Genomic DNA, 20886 nt, shown 5'->3' with positions numbered 1-20886 from the left:
ATGAAAAATACACTTTACTTCTCGTGTTTTGTGGTCTTAATGCTGCTTAGCACTAATATGCAGGCCCAAAACCTGGTAAATCTCAATGATTGGGTGCCGGGTACCGGAAGTACTGCTTTTTTGGAGGTTAATGGAGACCCGGCTAATAATATCCGGGAATGGGGTATCGGACCTTATGGTAATCGCGTTATGTTGTGGAAAGGTGTTGGAGGAGCAAGTCATGCTAATGCGGGATGGGATTCAAAACCTTTTGCAATCGATCGTCGGAAAATTTACCGCTTGACTATCTGGCTGAAGAAAACGAATTCCACAGATGGTTACAGCTACTTTGGCTGTGCGAATGTTAATAACCTTGATAATTTACTTGTTACTAATCCTTATTTCTGGCAGGGAGATTTGCCCGAATTAGATAAATGGTATCTGTTAGTCGCCTATATTCATGGAAGTGCTGATCCGTCAACAACATATTACGGAGGTATATACGATGGTGTTACAGGAGCCAGAGTAGCCGAAATAGAGGATTTTAAGTTTCCTGACTATGTTACCACAACCTTTCACCGTACGTATCTCTACTACGATCCTAATTCAAATGATCGTCAGTATTTCTATGGTCCCAGAGCAGAGGTTGTAGATGGCAATGAACCGACTATAGAAGCGCTGTTGGGGATCAATAAGAGTCAGGCTGACATAGCGTATTTCTCCGGAAAGGTTGGTATCAAGACCAGCACACCACGAGAATATGATCTGGCAGTAAATGGAAAGATTCGTTCACAGGAAGTAAAGGTAGAAGCGGCCAACTGGCCGGATTATGTATTTAAGAAAGACTATGAATTGACATCGCTTTCCGAGCTTCGGGCTTACATCGAAAAACATGGTCATCTGCCGGACATGCCAAAGGCTGCGGAAGCCGAAAAGGAAGGTGTGTCATTAGGCGAAATGAACAAACTTTTGCTGAAGAAAGTGGAGGAATTGACACTACATCTTATCGAAAAAGAAAATCAGGTGCAGCAACAAAATAAACGTATTTCTGAAATTGAGCAACAACTAAACAGGATAAACCAAAAATAGAATATGATGAGACGTTTATGTAAAATAAGGAAAAGTATTTTTATACTGAAAATATTAATTTTTATGTTTTGTAATTTTACAGTTCTGATTGTAAAATCTCAAACAAATGACTATGAGAGGGTGAGGAATAATTTTGTTGTTTTTCCAAGTCCAAAATCATGGGCCTTTTCCAATTATGGTAATTATCCAATGTCATTATATACAGGTACTCCTGAAATAAAAATCGATTTATTTGATTTGAGGGTAAATCAATTTAATTTAAATGTTGGACTTTCATATTCTACATTAGAAAATAAACCATCGAACTTTCCTTCTGAAGTTGGATTAGGATTTTCACTTCAGGTTGGAGGGGTAATTACTCGGGTTTTAAAATCACTTCCGGATGATGATGTTAGAGGATATTATTTTAATGGAGGAAATATACAACAATATTATACAGATAGAACTTCTTATTTAAATGATGTGTTAAATACATCTCTGGATTCTGAACCTGATATTTTTCATTTTAAAATTTCTAACTACAGTGGAACATTCTATTTTGACAAAAATAAAAATATAATTCAGGATCAATTCAGTAATTATAAAATTGATCCAATTGTTGATGGACATAATTTTACAGGTTTTATAGTAATTTCTCCTGATGGAGTGAGATATGAATTCAAAGACAGAAATGTGTCTACGTATACTATCAATTCAATGGGAGCAAATTTTTATAATAGTGCGTGGTATCTGACAAGAATTACATTAGTTAGTGGACAACAAATAGATTTTGAATATTATCCCAACTCTTTGGACCTATCATCCGCAAATTACTTTTTAAGTTATGCAAAGACGCAAACAGGGGGAACTGTTATAGGTTTACTACCTAGTGATTTAAGTACCAGTAATACACATATTTTTACCCATTATGAAAAATATTTAAAGAAAATCAAATTTCCTTTGGGAAGTATAGAATTTGAAATGTCAAATAGAATCGATAGGGGAGCACAAAAAACCAAAAAATTAGACGCTGTAAATCTCCTTGATAAAAATGGCCTCTTCAATTATGGCTATAGTTTTGCATATATTGAGAACCAAGATGAAAGATTTAAACTCTCTGGTATTCTTAAAAATACCTCTCAAACAACTGAATTGTATAGGAATTTTACGTACAATTCTCAACTTTTACCTTGGGGGAGTAATCCAAACTATCCATATTATAGTAATCAGGTTGATTACTGGGGTTATTATAATGGATTGAATGGAGTCGATGGCGGTACGATTCCCCAGACTCTTTTCAAAGGAACATTATATGGAGATGCTGTTAGAGAATCAAATTATATATATGCCTCAGCAGAAGTGTTAAAAAGAATTTCTTATCCAACAGGAGGTTATACCGAATTTCGATACGAATTAAATGATTTTTCTCTTCAAGGAGACAGTTATTCTCCAAAAAGGAAAACCAGTGTATCTTCACATGTTTTAAGTTTTGAATATGAGGATGGAACATTTTCAGTTGATCCTTATTCCTTAGAATTTACGTTGGAAAACCCTACACTTGTTGAAGTCTCTAAAAATCTAAAGGGAGGAGGTCCTAACACTAAATGGATTGTTCCTTCATCAACTAATTATCAATTTTATTCGATGACATTATCGCCGGGTACGTATAATGCAGGAAGTATTCTAAATGCTAATTACTTATTACATTGGGAAAATTCTGATGTTGTTATGGCTTCAGGAGCCGTATCTTTTGGTTATATGGAGGCAGAGGAACTTACGGAAAATGAGAAGGCATATGGAGGTGGATTGCGTGTGGCTGAAATTATTAACCACGATGGACAAAATACCATATCAAAAAAATATTTGTACAAAGACTTTTTAACGTCACAAAATTCAAGTGGAATATTAACAAAAATGCCCACACATGTCATTTCTGCTGCATCACTAATTCCAAATGTGCAAGGAATTTTTTCCAGCTCTACTCCAATTTTAGGATATGATGAATCAGAAGTGTTAGGATATTCCAGTGTTATTGAACTTAATGAAGATAATTCATATACCAAATTTGTTTATTCGACAATATTTGATGTACCAGATGAAACTGCTTTATTTGAATTGGGTGTAGCAGATCCGCTGCTAAGTGCGAATATTTCAAGAAAGAGTAGCAGGGGTAAGCTGTTGAGAGAAGAGACATATAATTCAATTGGTGATCTGATTAAATCAACTCAATATACTTATTCTGATTTTGCAGATAACAGATCAAAATCAATCCAATATGTTTTAGTTCAACCAACATTTCCACTACTTGCAAATTATCCTGGAGGAGAGCTGCATACTGATAGATTGTCAGCTACTATGAATACTCTTTATACCAGATATTTTCCATTTACAGCATTAGTTAATAAAAGAACGATAAGGAAGGATGGCGGAAGTGAAAATATTCATTTAGAGGAGTTTAAATATGATAATTCATTCCATGCTCATTGGACTAGGAATTTTGTGTCAAAATCTAATAAAGATTCTTTTGTTACATATGTTACGTATCCTTTAGATTACAACTCAGGATTTGAATCATTAATTTCAAAAAATATTTTAAATGTTCCTGTTGAAACTGTAAATACTGTCAAAAATGAAAATCAAGAACATATTGTTTCTGGTGTACTTAATCAATATTCTGATAATGGAAAATTAAGTCAATACTCACAATTAGATATTTCTGAACCTCTAACTGATTTTAAATTTAGTAATCGACTTTCGGGGCAAATACCCCCTAATGGAGGAAGAGGAGCATTTATAGCTGATAGTAGATATAATGTTAAGTTAAGTGTGCCTTTATATGATACCTATGGGAATCCTCTGGCAGTAAAGAAAACGAATGGTCCGGTTACCAGCTACCTCTGGGGTTACAACGGGCAGTATCCTGTTGCCGAAATTGTCAATGCACAATATAATGACGTTGTATCGGCCATTGGTGGACAAAGTGTAGTAGATGAATTGAACAGCGGAACCGTCACAGCGGATTATATCCGTCAGAAGATGGACATTTTACGCTCCAACCTTCCCGGTTCTCAGATCACCTCCTATACCTACAAGCCCCTTGTCGGCATGACAAGTAAGACCGATGCCAGAGGGCAGACAGAGTATTATCAATACGATGGTCTGCAACGGTTGCAACATGTCCTGGATCAGTTTCAGCAGCTCAGACAAAGCTACCATTACCATTACCGTGCCCAATAAGTCCGATTATGAAAAGACCTCTTTTATCCACGATATTAACCCTATTAACCCTATCAACGGTTAGTGCACAAAATACAGATCTGATCCTGACCAGCTACAGTGGCCAGAGTCAGATCAAAGCCCAGGGCAGCATTACCCTGAAGCCAGGCTTCCATATCCCTTCAGGCAGTACGGTACGGATCTATACCAGCAGCAGCCTGCAGACACATCCTGTTTTACAAACCCAGCCGAGTGGAAACCAGAACTACATCCTGACGCGCACCTTTCGCAAGGCAGGGGTGACATTAGCCAACCTATCCCAGTCCCGCACCGTAGAAGAAGAAAACCAGAGTATCCAGTACTTTGACGGCCTGGGCCGGCCACTGCAGAGTATACAGGTCATGGCTTCCCCTACCCACAAAGACATTGTGCAGCATACAGAGTACGACGGCTTTGGCAGAGAGAGCAAAAAATACCTTCCCTATGCCACTTCCGGAAGTATGGACGGCAGCTATAAACCCACAGCCGGAGTGGATGTGATGAATTTCTATAGTCCCACTGTGGGCTGGGATGCAGCCGTAAAGAAAACAGGCTATCCCTATGCAGAGACACAGTTTGAGAACAGTCCGCTGAACCGGGTACAGGCTCAGGGCTCACCCGGCGAATCCTGGCAGCTGAGTTCAGGCCATACCGTCCGCACAGACTATGGCACCAATGAAACTAATGATGTGAAACTCTGGCAGCTTAATGCAGCCGAAAACGGCGCTACTGCCACTTATTACCAACCGGGCAGGCTGTACAAAACCACCATCAAAGATGAGAACTGGAGCAGTGGCAAAAGCGGCACCGTAGAAGAATACAAAGACTTCGATGGAAGAGTGGTATTGAAACGTGTCTGGGAAACAGAGAGCAAAAAACTGGAGACGCATTATGTCTACGATGACTTCGGCGACCTTCGCTATGTGATCCCTCCTGCAGTGAGTGTAAACACATTCAGTGAAGATCCTGCAGACCCCAACTACGATGCATACATCTATGGTTATAAATATGACGGACGCAGACGGTTAACAGAGAAAAAGATCCCCGGCAAAGGAAAAGAAGAGCTGGTGTATAATAACAATGACCAGGTAGTACTGAGCCGTGATGCCAACCGCAGAGCAGCCGGAGAATGGCTGTTCAGCAAATACGATGCATTCGGCCGGGTGATTATGACCGGTATCTATACCAGTACCGAGAGTGCAGTAACGCTTACTGCCCAGATCAACAGCAATGGCCAGACTATAGGCCGGCTCTGGGAAAATCCTACAACCACAGACCAGGGGTATACCAATGCTGTCTTTCCGACGAATATTGCGTATTACCATACGATCCACTACTACGACCGGTATGACTTTCCGGAGAACAGCTTTGGCGCTCCGACAGGGAATCAGGCTTCCGGAGCACGGGTCAAGACCTTATTGACCGGCACCAAAACCACCACACTGGGCACAGGTACTATGCTGCTGACCACCCACTATTATGATCTGGAAGGAAGGGTGATCCAGAGCAAGAGTCAGAACCATATCGGCGGTACAGATATCACCGACAACAGCTACAGCTTCACCGGAGAACTGGAAAGCAGCACCCGCAGACATACCGTTAACGGACAAACCACTACCATAACAACAACTAACGAATACGATCATGTCGGCCGTCTGGTCAACAGCAGACAACAGCTCAACAGTCAACCGGAAGTCACTTTATTGGCCAACAGTTACAATGAAATCGGACAGCTCAGGACAAAGACCGTAGGCGCAGATCAGCAGGGAAATAACCCGGTGAATACGACAGACTACCGGTACAATGAACGGGGCTGGATGACAAGCACTACCTCACCCCACTTCAGCCAGCAGCTCAGTTATCAGGATCCGGTCAAAGGAGCAGCTGCACAATGGAACGGCAATATCTCCGAACAGCAATGGGGGCAGACGACAACCCTCAACCAACACTTTGTATACAGTTATGACAAACTGAACCGGTTGACCAACGGAAGCAGCCCCACATCGGGCATGTCCGAATTACTGAACTACGATGATATGGGTAATATCACCCAATTGACCCGTGACGGATCCGGGATCAGCTACACTTATACCGGCAACAGGTTGAATACGGTATCCGGTGGTATCAATGGCAGCTACAGCTATGATGAAAACGGCAATGCAAAGACGGACCGTATGGGAATGAATCTGAGCTACAACCACCTGAATATACCTCGACAGGTGACAGGAGGAGGGAACACGATTACCTACCTGTATGATGCAGCAGGCAATAAGCTTCGTAAAACAGCCAGCACCAGCGGACAGCGGGATTATGCCGGCGGAATAGAATACCAGAACGGAGTAATCGAGTTGATCCATACCGCAGAAGGCGTAGCCTACCGGAATGCAAACGGCACATACAGCTACCGCTACAACCTGACGGATCATCTGGGCAATGTCAGAGCCACCATCTACCGGAACCCGAATACAAATGCAGTGGAAGTCTTACAAAGAGATGATTACTATCCGTTTGGCTTACAGAAATCCCCAAATCCGGTATATGGAAATAATAAGTATCTTTATAATGGCAAAGAGAAGCAGGAGGAGTTAGGTGGACAACTGGACTATGGAGCCAGATTCTATGATCCAGTGATTGGAAGATGGAATGTGGTGGATCCGTTGGCGGAGAAATATATTTCTATATCACCATATGTTTATGCGGCGAATAATAGCATTAAATTTATTGATCCGAATGGAAAGGAAATTTGGATTTATTATCAAGATGAAAATGGTGATGACCAAAAAATACAGTATTCTGCGGGAATGGATTATCAAGGAAGAAATCAGTTTGTAGCATCAATTGTGATGGCTCTTAATAGAATGAACACAGTGCAGATGGGAGAAAAACTTTTAGAATCAATAATTTCATCTGATAACTTTTTTAATTTCAAGAATGAACTTCCTAGAGATAGAAAAGGTAATTTAATTGATCAAGCTGAAGCGGCTTTTAAAAGAAATGAGAGTGGTGGAGGAGATATTTTAGCAGGCAATGCACTTAAATCTAATGAATACAGATTGTTGGAGAACGTTTCACATGAACTTTTTCATGGATATCAATATGAAAATGGACAGAATAATCGCGTTAGTAATGAAGTAGAAGCATATTTATTTGGTAGATCTATCTATCAAAACTATATGATGAATAATGACATGGGGTTTTCATCTATGCCTTGGGGAACCAGTACTGTTGCTGGTAAAATATATGAGGAATCTATGTCAGGTCTAATGTATGCACCCTCTTTTGATGTTAATATGTTTAAAAAAGCCGTTGACAATTTTCGAGGAGGAAGCACTGCAAACCAAGATGGAAAATATGGTTATGGTGCCCCAGTTCCTGTAACACAAAATCCATTAATAAAGTCCTTTTATCCATTAATAAAGTAAATATGAAAAAAAATGTATTATTTTCACTAATACCCTTCATCTTAGTAGTCTCATGTTATAGTCAAAAATATAAAGTTTCGTCATCGATAAACAATAAAGTTTCAACTGAAACATTTGTTAAGAAACGTTTATTAAAATTACCCGATAGCTTAGGTGGTAACTCAATTACTGGATATGCAATATTGGAGAGTAAGATAGTAACTAATACTAGTGAAATCGTTAAAGTTGAGATAATGAAACTACTAGTGAAATCTAAAGAAGAAAATAAAGAGGAAGTTGATTACTACCATGGTATTGATACAGTAGGCTATAGAAAAGATTATGATAATATGGTAAGGTTTAAACCTTTTTTAGAAGAGTCTTTTAGATCTTTAAAAGAAATAAAAAATAATCAATTTGATGTAAGAGGTGATACTTGTGTTTTTGGCATAAAGATAGAATTTTAAATCTTAATAAATAATGAATCTGATGACAAAAGTATCGGAACAAGTTGTTAGAGTTACAATCTACCGAAATCCTAATACTGTAGAGGTCTTACAAAGAGATGATTACTATCCGCCAGCTGGCGGATTACAGAAATCTCCAAATCCTGTATATGGAAATAATAAGTATTCTTATCAGCCAGTGGTGGACAAGTGTTGGAAAAGAGAAGCAGGAAGAGCTAGGTGGCCAACTGGACTACGGAGACAGATGACACCTGTCCGCCTATTGGCGGATGATCCAGTGATTGGAAGATGGAATGTGGTGGATAAATTTAATGAGGTGTATAGAGAAACTTCTCCTTATGGATATGCATTAGGAAATCCTATCAAATTTATTGATAAAGATGGGAACTTTATTGTTGATCAGTATGGTAGAATCATTGCTACTCCAAAAATTGAGAATGGAAGGATTAAACATGAGGAAATGAATGGAGCATTATATGCCGTTTTTACAATAAAAACTAATCAAGGAACAGATGTCGAAGCGTGGCGCCTTATTGGTCAAGGGACATCAAAATACCCAGTAGAAGATGGACAGACTTTGGATATGTCTTCAAATTGTTATGGTTTTGTCCTTACTGGTGGTGAATTTTATCTTCCTATATATGATAAGGCTAAAGATGAATATCAAGCTACACTTTTTTTGGAACAAATTTTAGCAGAAGAAGGTATTTCTGTAAATTACAATACTGAAGAAACAGCTTATTCTGCAAAGTTTAATTTTTTATCTGATGGTTTTTTGGAAAAATTGAATGGAGATCGAAGCTATGCGCATATATTTAAACGAAATTTTTCTATGTGGGAAGGTGATCATGGGTATTATGGAGTCTATCGTGGATGGAATTTTGACATGGCGGCAACAAAAGATGGACGTGATTTAGAAAATAGATCGTTTATTCCATATCAAGATAAGCGGCCACAAAAGCAATATAACGGAATATCAGTTGATCTTTCTACTTTAAAAGGGATGTCTAGTAGTGATTTTTGGAGTGAAATTAATAGGTTAATTAATAATTATTTAAAGTAATGATGAAAAAATATTATATATATATCCTACTGTTTATATGCATATTGTGTCAATTCAGGGTTTATGGTCAAAAAGCAAATGTTGTAGTCGAAAAAGTTAAATGTAATATAAATAAAGAAGGTTATTTTCTCCGAATAAATATAACCAAGGGATCAGAAAAATATATCAGAGAAACTAAAGATTATTTTATGCAAAGTGTTTTTGAGAAAAATATCAATGATCAAGACGTTTTGGAGGTAATGAAGCAATTGATTCCGTGTTTTGAGGACATTTCTCTTTCTTGTCAAGATGTAAAAAAATATTATATTAATTCTACTCAGTTAGATTTTCAAGATATGCCTGAGCCTAAAAGTAAAAATTATACAATAGCTGTTGATGCTATGTTTGCTATCAATAGATTAGTATTTAATGCAGGGCTTCATAAAATATCTACTTTCCCGGTAATGTTTGATAGTAAAACTATGAAAGAAGTAAATAGTAATCCTGAAAAGGTAAGTCATATGGCTCGGAGATATAAGATGTGGTATAAACTGCTTGAAAATGAATTGGAAACTAAAGGAAAAATAAATTGGTATAATAATAAAGTTGTAAGATATTTAAATCAAGGTACTGTTAAATGGTGGGATATGATTTTAGTCGAGAAAGGAATAAGAGCAAGTCTTTGATAGAATACATATGTAGTTTTCACATACACTGATGTCTATAAGAGACGGTCGGCTTTTTATTAAAAGTATCGGTTTATTTACGTGGTATATTTAAGTTGGAGGAAACACCGTTACATATACAAAATGGAAACTCAGTTACTACTGGTCATATAAATAACGTAGGAATAAAGTATTAGTAAACTGTTAGGTAATGAAAGAAATATCATAATTCTTACATCTATTTTTCTTCTTGTAACTTTTGTTTTATTTGTACAAAAATACACCTAAGAATGTCTTCACCAACGTCTGATGGTTATAGCATTGACACGGAAGTTAAAATAGATAGGTAGTTAATTACAAAAAATAGTATTAATAATAATCCTTATAAATACAAAATAATAAAAAAGAAAGTGAAGGTTGGATTTAGAAAAATAGAGATTTTATCTGTAAAAGCTCCTGTTTATAAGGTAAAGACAATATTTTTGTTACCAAATCAATATGTTCTAATTGAATTTTATACAGGAATTCAAAATACACAAAAAAAAACTGAATTTGACATTACAAATCAATTCAATCCACTTTATTATGAATGATTTTATAAAATGGGAACCTATTATTACTCCAATTCCTAAAGATTTGTATTTTGTGTGTTTATCGGATAGTAAAGGTATATTAACCATTCGGTTAGCAGAAATGGAGGATAATAAAGTATTAGAATTTAAAATTAAAGGAGTAATGGCGTACCGGGTTGTTGATGAGGGAGCTCGATTAAAAACATTATATGAAAACCCATCCTATAGGAGATTTGTAGCCTCTGATAATTCCAGTTATTTAAAATGGTTTCATATGGAAAGTAGGGAAATGTTTGAGGATTGGGGACTGAAACACTATTCGATAGGAAATATTAACAATATAATAGATATTATTTGTGGAAGTGATATAGTAGTGAAATGGAAATGATAAATATTGTAATTACTTTCCGATAATCTGGGAATTGGCTAATAAAAACAGGAGGAGTAGCTGCAGGCGCATGGACATCTGTAGATTCAAAGTCGTTGAGATGGATAGATCTGGTTGTTCAGGGTGTCTTGGTACTTATAAGTTGAAAGCCAAAGGTCTACTACACAGAGCGCTTGAAACCATAGGACTGGGGGCAGCTGTAGGCCGTGTAGTACAATATGCCGGATGGGTTATTACTATTACAGGCGTAAGTTATGAGCTTGGTAAACATTATGGTCTAAGTAAATGGTATGGAAAGCATGATACAAAATGGTTCAAATAATGGATACGAGACTAATTGATTTATTACAAGAATATAATTCTACTGATAAAGCTCTCGACGAAAACGTAAGGCTGTACCACGATCTAAATATCTATGGCGATGATGCAATTGAATTATTGAATTGTTTCGAAGAGCAGTTCAAAGTAGATCTTTCCAGATTCTGCTTTACCGATTACTTTCCCAGTGAAGGTGATTGGATATTACCAAGTCTTTTTCGTTTTTTGACAGGTAAAAAGCCGAAGGAATATAAGCAGCTTACTTTGTCTGATCTAAACAAAGCTATAAATATAAGCTATTTGGAATAAGAAGAATAAAACCAGATCTGTTAAAGGTTGGACTTTTTGAGGAATTGTTAGAAGAAGATTTAAAGTTTAAGCGTTCAACGATGTATAATGCACCAGGAGTAGCAAGAATTTTAAGAAAAGCTCTAATGAAAATATTAATATACAGTTTATTTATATGGCTATTCTATAGTTGTAACAACAGGAATCAGGATCGTGTGATAATTGATTCTCCTAAACAAGAGATGTTGCCAAAAAAAACATTGGATTCTTTATGTCGCAGAGCAATTAATGAAGGTGATTTTGAAGCCTATCATGTATTAGCTACAGAGTTTTTTGAACAAATAAAAAACTATGAGCTTTATTATTATGCATTGATAATGGCGAATAAATACCAATGTCCTGAAGCTTACGAAAATCTATATATCATCTTAAATACCTCAATAACAATAAATGGTATAAAGATGTATAGTAATGATCATCTTACCGAATATTTTTCTAAATTTTACCTCCTAAAGGCATATGAATTGGGATATGATAATGCAAAATATAGTATTCATGAAGCTTTTGGGGATGACAATATACCCTCGAAATCCTCTTTTTATCTGGAGAAAATAGAGGAAGAATATAGAAATATGCAAACAAAGGACTTCAACAGATAACTGGTTCTTTGGAATGAGCTATCAGAAAAATAAAATGTATTATTTAAACTTAAAAATAAGGATAATAAAGTATGAATTTGATTTTGATTATTTTAAAAACTATTACTCATCTGGAACATCGGAAGGTACATGGCGATCAGAATCAGACCGACCACTAATCCGAGAAAAATAATAATAAAAGGTTCCAGTAAATTGGAGATAGTGGAGGTACGGTATTCTACTTCTTCGGTCAATTGATCAGCTATTTTTTCAAAGAAAAAATCCAGTCGGTTTACTTCCTCTCCAACCTTGATAAGCTGTACGATCTTGGCCGGATAGAAAGAAAACTTACCTAATGACTGGTGTAGTGATTCTCCCCGCATAATAAGTGCTTCAGTCTGCCGTAGAGATTCTTCAATAGGATAGAAGTCCGCCATTTGCTGTACAAGCTGTATAGATGTTAGTAATGGCGTGTTTGTACTGACCAAAAGGCGCATAGTATTGGCAAATCTGGCCAGATGTATCTTGCGTATAATATCCCCGAATAGAGGTAACTTAAGAAGTACTTTGGCATAACCTTTTCGCCACCACAGCTTCTTACGGTTGACATAGGCTATAATCATTACTGTAAGAACAATCAGGATAAAACCCCAGAATGTCTGATCCAGAAAATTAGAAACCTTGAGGATAAAAGCCGTAATCCACGGCAACTGACCACCAAAGCGGGTGAAGACATCTGCAAACATGGGAACAACGAATTTCAGCATAAAGAATACAGCTCCTATAGAAGTTGAGAATACAATAGCAGGGTAAGTGAGCGCCGATACAATCTTGCGACGCTGACTGATCTTATTTTTGTAAAACTGAGCCAGCTCTTTCAGAACCTGACCTAATTTACCTGTTTCTTCTCCGATTCTGATGCTGTAGTATTCATAATCACTGAATTTACCTGTCTTACGTATCGCTTCAGAAAGTGCATCTCCTTTCAGTACTTCATCTTTTATGCCGGTAAAAATTTTTCCGTTTTTGGATTTTTCTTTTTCCAGTAATACCAGATCAAAAGATGTTCTCAGATCTACTCCTGACAAAAGGAGTGTACTCAGTTCAAGATAAAATTCTTCCTTTTTACGATCCGGTAACTGACCATCTCCGAAACTGATGTCCTTGTTCATAAAAGACCATATATTTGTTTCCTCATCAGTAACAGGTGATCCTGAAGTTGTCGTTTTTTTCTTTTTCTTGTATTGGGAGATGTCAATATTCGGCATAATCGTATTAATTAAAAGAGTATTGCAGATCTTCTATACGCAAGAGTTGCTGTGCTGTATAGTTCTTAAATAAAGATTGATTCCAGATGCGTTTTTCCTGTTGCAGCTGTAAAGAAAGTCTGTTGATCAGGCTTTGGACGGGTAATTCGGGGCCTTCGAATTCACCCTTGTGTTCCAGTACTTTCATCTGAAAAGTATCTGTACGAAGGTCATATTGGTTTCGTAAGATATGATTTGAGGAGAGTGTATATTTGATCTCTCCGCTGCTATCCTGTATTGTTAACAGTTCATCTTCCAGATAAATGGCTCTTGCATGGTCAAAATCCCGGACAAGCAGATGCTGTAAAAGCTCTGCCTGAAACTGTTCATTTTTCTTTTGCTGCTGTTCATGTGACAGATTCATAAACAGTTGAAACGTATAATAGCAGAGACCGATTACTACAGCTGCTATAAGCATTGCTATCGTAATCTCAATCAGGGTAAATGCTTTTAACTTATCCTTATTCATCTCTGTTCTCTTTTAATACGACTAAGCTGTCCAAAATAAGATCGTTGTGAGGATGTCGGGCAGAAGCTGTTATTCTTTTTAACCGGGGATAATCCTGACTGGTCACAATGCGAATAGTATAGGCAATACTGTCTCTGATAATATGTTCTTCCGTTGCGACAGGGTACTTTTCATATTCTTTTTGCAGGTCCTTGAGTTGCATTTTTATCTGCTGCTGTGTCTGGCTTCGGGATGCTTTGTTTATATTAGCGAATATAACCATTCCTGCTGCAAATACAGACATAATAATCAGTAATGCAATCAGCACCTCGACAAGGGTAGATGCCCGTAAGGTGATATGCGATGACCTGTTAATCATTGTTCAGCGACTGAAGAAGTGATGCAGAAACTGTTTTCTGTGAAGGATCCCATAAAAAAGAACGAAGGTGGTACGGACTTAATTTCTTGCGGTCCAGGGTCAGATCTATAAGGAAGTTTTCATAAATGGAAGCAGGTGTCCTGACAAGAAAACGATAGCAATAAGTAGTACCTATAAACTGTACAGGCTTTTCATACTGCAACATGCCGTATACAAGCATATCACCTGAAATTATAGATTCTTTTCCTACCGAGACAACAGCAGGTACAGGTGATCGTTTATCCTCATAATAAAAAACTGTTCCCTCGATATGACATTTCTTACCAATGCGTATCAGAGGTTGTAAATCCTCTTTTGGCGATTTTACAATCCCCAATACGGAGGGAAATTGAAGATTTACCTCATCCTCTACAATAATGGAGTCCAAAGCGAAGAATTGAGCACTACCCTTAAAACCTTTTTCAATGCTGATGGACCGCGCCACAATTATAGCATCGTGAATAACCGAATTAGCGGAGATATGTAAAGTGCTGTCCACTACTAAAATGACATGTCCGGATATACTGTCTGCAGTCAATGAAAGAGCTTCCATACTTCTGTATTGTGCTGCTGGCTGGTAGAAGGATTCCCTTAAATTGCCTGACGGAATAGAAGGCAAGTCTTCATTTTCAAGCAGACCATATAATTCCAGAATATGGTTCAGCCGTTTTTGCTGTAGCTTCGGCAATTGGCGTTCGCTGTCCTTCTTTTTTCCCTGTACAATATCTTTGTGTCCGGAATAATATTTGCCATCTACATACGCTGGCTGAATTCCGGCTTTAGGAAGCTGAACATTTCCTATAATACTGGTTTTGCCGCTCACTGATATAGGCCGGTCTTCATCCGCTACATACAGGACAAGACTATCCTGCAACGGTATACCCATCATAAAAGTTTTCTGAAGAGTATCCTTTTGGATATAGCTCCTGACATATCCGATATCAAATAATCCCCATTGCTGCTTACTCACCGAAATGGAATCACCGGAATACAATACAGAATGCAGAATACTGTCTTTGGCAGTATATGGAAAATCAAGAGTCTGCATAATAGTAATGCCGGCTTCCAGTTCCTGCTGCAGGAGATCATAGCGGTTAAACCGTGCTGTCTGATCTCTGAAAAAGAAGGCCAGATACAGCATAGATCCCAGAATAAGCGTTATGATCAGTGAAATGACTATTGCCAGATGCAATGCTGCGGCCTTCAGCATGATTACTTCTGTTTGGGTTCTTTATTTTTATTAAACAGTTTGCCGAATGTACGACCAAGATAACTGCCGGATTTCCGGAATAGATTGCTGTTGATGTATTCTTCCTCGGAGATGGATTTTCCTTCGTTGTAGTACTGTACGGATGTACTGTCTGATCCGGAAAATAGTTGGATAGCACCATGTAGCTTTCCGTTTTTCAGTTCTCCTTTCTTTTCCTGTTTGCCATCGGAGTTATATTGAACAAATGCACCTGTTTCTATACCTTCTATCCAATTGGATTCTTTAGTCAGCAGACCTTCGGAAGACCAGCTGCGCCATAAACCATTTCTAAGGCCAAACTTAAAAATACCTTTTTCAGCAAGATTCTTGTTTGGATAATAGCGGGTATATTCTCCATTGAGAAGTTTACCGCTGAATCCTCCTTCAGTCAGTGTTATTTTGTTGGAGGCATACCAGGAATATAATCTGTCTGATTTTGAATTTATTCTTTTGTCTTCAGCAAAAAAAGTCTGTTTAGACCCGTCTTCACCGTTTATGGTAAAACGGTTATATTGTACCTCTTGTCTTTTCTGCGCTCCCGAAGAAAAAGCTAAAGAAAGAGATAACAACGTCAAATATATGCTAATCTTCATTTTTATATATAATTTTGGATTCACCGTCTACCTGGACCTTTACGAAGCTGCTTTTGATCTGCAGTACCTTTACGCCTTGCAATTGGTCCCCTGTATTGACCATATGTTGTTTACCCTGAATAGCCAGTATGGCTGTTGCATTCCTGCCGTTTTCATTTTCGATATAACCCAGATAAGCTACTTTGGTCTGTGGAAGTACCGGAGCCGGAGTAAAATAAGGAGTCGGATTAGGGCTGGCTGCAGCTGGTGCATCTGTATTTTCCAGAGGAATGTCCATACCTCTCAGCATAGGGTCTTCATAATCCAGCGCTAACATTACATCATCCTTGATTCGGTAATAATTGAGGTTGACAGTTTCATTTTCTATTGTTGAAGCCCGTATAACAGCAGTTGTATTGTCTTCAGATACCGAAGCAAATATGGTGTAGATAATATAGCCCCACAATGCGATCACTACAATAATGAGTCCATATGTCAGTGCCTTATTTTTCATTTAATTCGTTGCCTTGATTTCCAGCTTGCGGTAGGTATAGATTCCTGCACTGCCATTATTTTCAGGTCGTACACGCCATGTGTAAGCTCCTGCTTTGAGTGATAATCTCGCTTTGTCTCCTGCAACCAGTGTATCGATAACATCGCTCCCAACCTTGTCAAAATCCGGACTTACTATCTGTAGTCTGTAAGCTTTGGCATCCTGATGTGTATCCCACCAAAATGTAATCAGTGTATCAGTAGTCGAAAAATTGTCCACAGGACCAAGAAGAGCGACCTGTTCTTTCTCTAAAGGGTACTCTATAAAATCAGCACATGAGCTAAACAAAGTTACAGCAGCGATAAGGAATGGTATCTTCATATTCGGGTTAATATTATTTCATAAAGATAAGAAATTTGATGAATAGAGGTGAATGATTAGAGGAGTTATTTTTTGAAATGTTGCACTTGTAAGATTTGTGATATTTTTACCATAATCGAAGTTTTATTTCTTTTGTTTTAAATTTTCTTTTGTTTTAATCGAAATTGAGTTATATTTGTTTTGTTTGGGTAAAATATTGCTGTAAGTGATGTCCATAAATCCAATGTGTATATCATATCGGCTTTAATATATCATATCGGCTTTAAAAGGCTAAACGGTATTGATTATGATCAATTATATCTGGATGTATTCTGACTTTGTATTGAAATAAATTATTAATTGCTATTATGTTAAATGTCATACTAAAAATGGTTTTAAAATCTATTTTATGTTATAATAAAGTACATATTTATCTACCCGTTTGTTTATTGATTTTATATTGTTATCCCATATATGCTCAACAACAAAAGGTTGTAAATCCGGTTTCTATTCCCCCTTCTCCGGATGCAGCAGCGTTGGGCGTATTCGGAGAATATAAAATGGATAATAATTCTGGCAAAACCAACCTCTCTATTCCTTTATATGAATTAAAGACTTCCAGATTCAGGTTGCCGATTACCTTAAATTATGTTGCATTTAATGGTGTCCGGGTTGATGAAAGATCAGGGTGGACGGGCTTAGGTTGGGTATTGGATTTGGGTGGAGCTGTCTCCAGAACAATCAACGGAGGTGATGATTTTGCGCCCACAGGATTCAAAAACATCGGACTCCGATCTGTGGAAAGTATAGTAAGCGAAGGTGCAACACAAAACAATCTGAATTACTTAAAAAGGATTGAAGAGGGTTATGAGGATACAAAACCGGATAATTTCTATTTTAATATAAATGGTCGGAGTGGCAAATTTATATTTACTCCCGGTGGTCAGATAGAGATGATAGAATCTAATGCAATAAAGGTAAAAGAAGATAATGGAAATAGTTTTGTCCTTACAGATGAGGATGGGAATGAATATCAGTTTTATGACAAAGAATACGTGTCGGCTTATTTTCGTGGGGATGTTGCTTTGCCCAGCGGGTATTCAACATGGTATCTTTCAAAAATGATATCTGCGGATAAAACGGATACTATAAAGTTTGAATATATAAGTGATTACTATCCGACACAGGAATATTCACATAGTTTTTCCCAAAGTTATCAGGCAGATGATAATTGTACCGGTATATATAACCTGGGACCTGAAACCAGTGGAATGACAACCCGGAAATACACTTCATTGAGACTTAAAAAAATCAGCTTTAGTTTAGGTTATATTGAACTTACATCTGTGGATAATCGTGAGGATGGCGGAGGAAGAAGATTAAGTAAAATGGAGGTTTATGCTGTAAACCCCAACTTAAGTAGTTACGAAAAGATCAGAACAATAGATTTTCATACCGATTATTTTACGGCAAATGAAAATGTGATGAACAGTTACCTGAAAAAAAGATTGAAACTGGATTCTCTTACAATAGATCAAAACCAGAAATATCGTTTTGGCTACAGCGAAATAAAATTGCCTGCAGTAAATAGTTTTGCTCAGGATGAGTGGGGTTACTATAACGGACAACTGACAAACACATCATTGCTAAAAGCAAGACAGGATATAGTGAATAATGTTATAGTTAATGTGGGATCTGCGAACAGAGATCTCTCCTCCGCCCATATAGAAGCCGGAATACTTAAGAAGGTTACTTATCCAACCAAAGGATATTCCGTATTTGAATATGCAAATAATCAGTTTGTCAAAAGTTACAGAAAGCAGACAAATGAATATATTTCCTGTGTAGCAAATGGAGATATGACTCCGGTCAATTCATTGACATTTACTATGCCGGAGAGTTTAACCGGCCCTTCTGTAATGACTGTTAATATCCGGAAATTTTCAGATTTGCCGGGAGTCAACAGCAGACCTTTTGTACGTTTGACTGATTTAACCACCAATCAGGTGATTTTTGTAATGGGTGGAGATCCTCACAATGATCTTTTGCGAAACGACGTAGCTCCATTGATAGCCGGAAGAAAGTATCAGCTTTATGCGGAGGCCATCGGAAACAGGAGAGCATTCGCTGAGATTACAATAAAAATCCCCGTTGAACAGGATGTCAAAGAAATTGGTGAGGGATTTGGATTGCGGATAAAGAGAGTAGTTAACTATAATGCTGATAATAGTGTAGCTGTAGCTAAAGAGTATAGGTATGGACAGAGGGAAGAAGGAACCGGAATAATTATTTCAGCACAGTTTAATAAAATGGGCTATGCATATACCGGAGAATATATTACTGGAAGCTCGGGAGGTTTTGGCGGATGTACAAGATGTAATACTACGAGAAAGGTTTATCTGGGAAATTCTTTTTATAATCTGAGTTCTTTTAGCGGAAATCAGATTTGTTATGAAGAGATAGCAGAATACACCACAAATATGAATAAAGCAAATGGTAAAATGGTTTCAAAGTATACTGTTTTTACGGATCGTAGTCTGCCTGTATCCGTTATATACCCTAATACTATATATCAGATTCCGTTTTCATGGCCAAATGGTAAAGTAGAATCTGTTTCTGTATTTAAGGAGATTAACGGCTCTTATGTCCTCACTAAAGAATCCCTATATGATTATGAGAATGTTGAAAAGTCTGTAGGAAAAGGAATTGAGATTGGAAAAGGAGTCGTCAGAGGGGGCTGTGCTGATCAATTTGTTTCCCTAAGAGATCAATTTTCAGATTATTATATTTTTGATTATCCTATCTATTCGGGTGTAAGAAGAGTAAAAAATATAACGGAGAAAAATTATGATAATCCCAGTAACCCACTAGCTTCCGGTACAAGTCTTTTTTATAATGATAAATATCAGGTCATAAAAAAGATTGTCAACCGAAGTAACGGAACAAGTTATTCGGAAGAGAATACATATACATCGGATGTAGAAGGAACTGGAAATAGTATAGTAAATAACATGATTCAGCGAAATATGCTGAATCCGATAATTGAAAAAAAGACCGTTTTTTCTTCAAATTTCATTTTGGATAAATATAATTACATTAATCCTTATCTTCAGTTTTTTGTTCTGGGTAACGTAGAGTCCCGTAATCTGAAAAATAATATTTATGAATCCATATTATCTGTTAATAAATATTCCGGGAATGCAAATGTGATGTCTTACAAAAGGAATGACGACACCTATACCATATATCTCTATAGTTACCGAGGTTCATATCCCATTTTTGAGATTAAAAATGCAGATATCAATACTGTAGTTTCTGTTATGGGCGGAAATGAAATTTTAAAAGATCTTGAAAATAAAATTCCGTCTGATCAGGAACTTAAATCTGTCTCTGATTTGCTACGTAATGATTTCAGATTAAGTAATTCCCAGATCATCTCCTACACCTACAAACCCCTTGTCGGCATGACAAGTAAGACCGATGCCAAAGGGCAGACAGAGTATTATCAATATGATGGTCTGCAACGCTTGCAACATGTCCTGGATCAGTTTCAGCAGCTCAGACAAAGCTACCATTACCATTACCGTGCCCAATAAGTCCGATTATGAAAAGACCTTTTTTATCCACGATATTAACCCTATTATCCCTATCAACGGTTAGTGCACAAAATACAGATCTGATTCTGACCAGCTACAGCGGTCAGAGTCAGATCAAAGCCAGTGGCAGCGTTACCCTGAAGCCAGGCTTCCATATCCCTTCAGGCAGTACGGTTCGGATCTATACCAGCAGCAGCCTGCAGACACATCCTGTTTTACAAACCCAGCCGAGTGGAAATCAGAACTACATCCTGACACGCACCTTTCGCAAGGCAGGAGTAACATTAGCCAACCTATCCCAATCCCGCACCGTAGAAGAAGAAAACCAGAGCATCCAGTACTTTGACGGCCTTGGCAGACCT

At 37.5% G+C, this 20886-nt stretch carries 18 protein-coding genes and 1 pseudogene; 12 read left to right on the top strand and 7 right to left on the bottom strand.

Annotated elements, in window-relative coordinates:
* The 10 genes from HMPREF0766_RS21875 (at position 1) to HMPREF0766_RS14495 (ending at position 12102) form a co-directional block, all read left to right on the top strand.
* On the top strand, positions 1-1068 hold the full coding sequence (locus HMPREF0766_RS21875; protein WP_236590446.1) for a tail fiber protein: 1068 nt from the start codon (positions 1-3) through the stop codon (positions 1066-1068).
* 3 nt (positions 1069-1071) lie between these two features.
* The gene (locus HMPREF0766_RS14535) at positions 1072-4284 is read left to right on the top strand and encodes a hypothetical protein (RefSeq protein WP_002998652.1); all 3213 of its coding nucleotides are present in this window, start codon (positions 1072-1074) and stop codon (positions 4282-4284) included.
* A gap of 8 nt (positions 4285-4292) precedes the next feature.
* Positions 4293-7724 carry a DUF6443 domain-containing protein gene (locus tag HMPREF0766_RS14530; protein WP_002998650.1) on the top strand — a complete coding sequence of 1144 codons (3432 nt, stop codon included), beginning with the start codon at positions 4293-4295 and terminating at the stop codon, positions 7722-7724.
* Between the two features lie 2 nt (positions 7725-7726).
* Positions 7727-8170 carry a hypothetical protein gene (locus HMPREF0766_RS14525; RefSeq protein ID WP_002998648.1) on the top strand — a complete coding sequence of 148 codons (444 nt, stop codon included), beginning with the start codon at positions 7727-7729 and terminating at the stop codon, positions 8168-8170.
* Between the two features lie 22 nt (positions 8171-8192).
* Complete coding sequence (locus HMPREF0766_RS22470) at positions 8193-9233, top strand: RHS repeat-associated core domain-containing protein (RefSeq protein WP_174900121.1); 1041 nt, start codon at positions 8193-8195, stop codon at positions 9231-9233.
* Positions 9233-9898: a hypothetical protein gene (locus HMPREF0766_RS14515; RefSeq protein WP_002998643.1), complete on the top strand. Its 666-nt coding sequence runs from the start codon at positions 9233-9235 to the stop codon at positions 9896-9898. The genes HMPREF0766_RS22470 and HMPREF0766_RS14515 overlap by 1 nt, the downstream gene beginning before the upstream one ends.
* 564 nt (positions 9899-10462) lie before the next feature.
* A complete protein-coding gene (locus tag HMPREF0766_RS14510) occupies positions 10463-10837 on the top strand; it encodes a hypothetical protein (RefSeq protein ID WP_002998639.1) in 375 nt (124 codons plus the stop codon).
* A 100-nt stretch (positions 10838-10937) separates the two neighbouring features.
* Positions 10938-11159 carry a hypothetical protein gene (locus HMPREF0766_RS14505; RefSeq protein ID WP_037460472.1) on the top strand — a complete coding sequence of 74 codons (222 nt, stop codon included), beginning with the start codon at positions 10938-10940 and terminating at the stop codon, positions 11157-11159.
* Complete coding sequence (locus HMPREF0766_RS14500; RefSeq protein WP_169311216.1) at positions 11159-11464, top strand: DUF1493 family protein; 306 nt, start codon at positions 11159-11161, stop codon at positions 11462-11464. The genes HMPREF0766_RS14505 and HMPREF0766_RS14500 overlap by 1 nt, the downstream gene beginning before the upstream one ends.
* A gap of 44 nt (positions 11465-11508) precedes the next feature.
* The gene (locus HMPREF0766_RS14495; protein WP_147284293.1) at positions 11509-12102 is read left to right on the top strand and encodes a hypothetical protein; all 594 of its coding nucleotides are present in this window, start codon (positions 11509-11511) and stop codon (positions 12100-12102) included.
* A 92-nt stretch (positions 12103-12194) separates the two neighbouring features.
* Here HMPREF0766_RS14495 and HMPREF0766_RS14490 read toward each other — a convergent pair whose 3' ends face one another.
* Genes HMPREF0766_RS14490 through HMPREF0766_RS14460 form a run of 7 tightly spaced genes read right to left on the bottom strand, consistent with a single transcriptional unit; the run spans position 12195 to position 16949 of the window.
* Positions 12195-13349, bottom strand: coding sequence for a type II secretion system F family protein (locus HMPREF0766_RS14490; protein ID WP_002998631.1), 1155 nt, complete (start codon positions 13347-13349; stop codon positions 12195-12197).
* Between the two features lie 7 nt (positions 13350-13356).
* A complete protein-coding gene (locus tag HMPREF0766_RS14485; protein ID WP_002998629.1) occupies positions 13357-13857 on the bottom strand; it encodes a type II secretion system protein in 501 nt (166 codons plus the stop codon).
* Positions 13850-14215, bottom strand: a complete 366-nt coding sequence (locus HMPREF0766_RS14480) for a type II secretion system protein (protein ID WP_002998627.1) — start codon at positions 14213-14215, stop codon at positions 13850-13852. The genes HMPREF0766_RS14485 and HMPREF0766_RS14480 overlap by 8 nt, the downstream gene beginning before the upstream one ends.
* Entirely contained in the window at positions 14208-15464 is a 1257-nt protein-coding gene (locus tag HMPREF0766_RS14475) for a hypothetical protein (protein ID WP_002998625.1), read from the bottom strand. The genes HMPREF0766_RS14480 and HMPREF0766_RS14475 overlap by 8 nt, the downstream gene beginning before the upstream one ends.
* Positions 15465-15466: 2 nt before the next feature.
* Entirely contained in the window at positions 15467-16096 is a 630-nt protein-coding gene (locus HMPREF0766_RS21870) for a toxin-antitoxin system YwqK family antitoxin (RefSeq protein ID WP_002998622.1), read from the bottom strand.
* Positions 16086-16589, bottom strand: a complete 504-nt coding sequence (locus HMPREF0766_RS14465) for a hypothetical protein (protein ID WP_002998620.1) — start codon at positions 16587-16589, stop codon at positions 16086-16088. Before HMPREF0766_RS14465 ends, HMPREF0766_RS21870 begins: the two co-directional genes overlap by 11 nt.
* Positions 16590-16949 (bottom strand): hypothetical protein, encoded by a 360-nt coding sequence (locus HMPREF0766_RS14460; protein WP_002998617.1) that lies wholly within the window; start codon positions 16947-16949, stop codon positions 16590-16592.
* 428 nt (positions 16950-17377) lie between these two features.
* Here HMPREF0766_RS14460 and HMPREF0766_RS14455 point away from each other — a divergent pair, with 428 nt between their 5' ends.
* Entirely contained in the window at positions 17378-20524 is a 3147-nt protein-coding gene (locus HMPREF0766_RS14455; RefSeq protein ID WP_037460467.1) for a hypothetical protein, read from the top strand.
* 8 nt (positions 20525-20532) lie between these two features.
* Positions 20533-20886, top strand: a pseudogene (locus tag HMPREF0766_RS14450) (DUF6443 domain-containing protein); the annotation flags it as partial.

Source organism: Sphingobacterium spiritivorum ATCC 33861 (assembly GCF_000143765.1).
In the GTDB taxonomy this organism is placed as follows: domain Bacteria; phylum Bacteroidota; class Bacteroidia; order Sphingobacteriales; family Sphingobacteriaceae; genus Sphingobacterium; species Sphingobacterium spiritivorum.
Note: the sequence above shows the minus strand (reverse complement) of the source record. Positions and strands in the feature narration are given on the sequence as shown.